The organism is Bradyrhizobium sp. th-b2 (genome assembly GCF_000426785.1).
GTDB classification, from domain to species: domain Bacteria; phylum Pseudomonadota; class Alphaproteobacteria; order Rhizobiales; family Xanthobacteraceae; genus Bradyrhizobium; species Bradyrhizobium septentrionale.
This window is the reverse complement of the sequence record NZ_AUGA01000262.1, coordinates 1-1,204: the sequence shown is the minus strand read 5'-3', so window position 1 is coordinate 1,204 and position 1,204 is coordinate 1. Positions and strand designations below refer to the sequence as shown.

At 58.8% G+C, this 1,204-nt stretch carries 1 protein-coding gene and 1 pseudogene; one reads left to right on the top strand and one right to left on the bottom strand.

Annotation, left to right across the window (positions count from 1 at the left end):
• Positions 1 to 258, bottom strand: a pseudogene (locus K359_RS56740) (IS110 family transposase); the annotation flags it as partial.
• A 167-nt stretch (positions 259 to 425) separates the two neighbouring features.
• Between K359_RS56740 and K359_RS0148230 the strand changes: the two are divergent.
• A complete protein-coding gene (locus K359_RS0148230; protein WP_084518873.1) occupies positions 426 to 935 on the top strand; it encodes an amidohydrolase family protein in 510 nt (169 codons plus the stop codon).
• Positions 936 to 1,204 lie beyond the last annotated feature (269 nt).

Genomic DNA, 1,204 nt, shown 5'->3' with positions numbered 1-1,204 from the left:
GGCAAAGCCACGAGCATCCAAGACCGATGTCCGAACGGTAGCGGCGATGAGAGGACCAACACCGGGAATGCTCATCAGACGCCTCGCATCGGGATCCTTTCTGACGGCAACCAAAATCTCTCTATCGAGCTTCTCTATGCGGTTTGTAAGTAGCTCAATCTGTTCAGCGAAATGGATCAGGGCAAAGCGGGCGGTGGCGGGGATCCTGTCGTCTTCCCCCTCCCGGAGCAATCCCAGAAGTTTCGCGATGCTTGCCATGCCCGTCCCCGCAATAATACCCAACTCGGCCATGTGAGCGCGCAGAGCATTGGCAGTCTGGCTCCGCTGCCCTCCCTTCGGTCCGTCCCCATCGGCGCAGTCTCACCTTGATTGTCGCTGGCGTCTCACCCTGATCGCCGCCGAGCAAGCAGGTTGCTCCCGTCGCAATTTGGCGCGCCAAGCGGGTTCGAATTGAACATGGCGACGGCATCGGGCGTGACGTGTTTGAAAAAGCGGCGCGACTGGGTCTGGTCGTGATCCAGAATCCAACCCACCTGGCAATTCCGCCGATCGCGGGAAAGAAAATGCTCGATCATGAGATCGTGCTCAAGGGTTTTGTTAACGCCGGCATTCCGTTGGCGTTCGGCTCTGACGGCGGCGTAGCCGAACAGAATCCTTTTCTCAATTTGATGTTGGCTGTCCTGGTTCCCAGCGATCCCTCCGAAGCACTGACGCGCGAACAGGCATTGACGGCCTACACTTCCGGTGGCGCCTATGCGGAGGTCCAGGACCAGCACAAAGGACGGCTTGCACCTGGCTTTGCTGCCGATCTGGCTGTGCTTTCTCAAGACGTTTTGACCGTCCCGACGTCTCGGCTGCCCGCCACGACCAGTCTGTTGACGATAGTAGATGGCGAGGTCATCTTTGAAGATGCGATGCTGACATCGCCCCACTAGTGGCTCTGCACAGTGAGTTTGACAGGTTGGGTCCGGCGGTCAGATTAGCTCCGGCAGGAGTTTCGGATCAATGAGGACCTCGATGCTGCGAGGCGTCCTTGGCTGCCGTCTGATGAGGCCGGCGCGTTCCAGCGTCAGCACCATCTGGTGAACCGAGTCAGCACCATCTGGTGAACCGAAGGCGGGCTGACGCGGAAATATTCCTGCATGTCGGTTTCGGCCGGGGGCCTGCGATGCAGCCGGGTATAGAGGTGGATAAAAGCCAGATA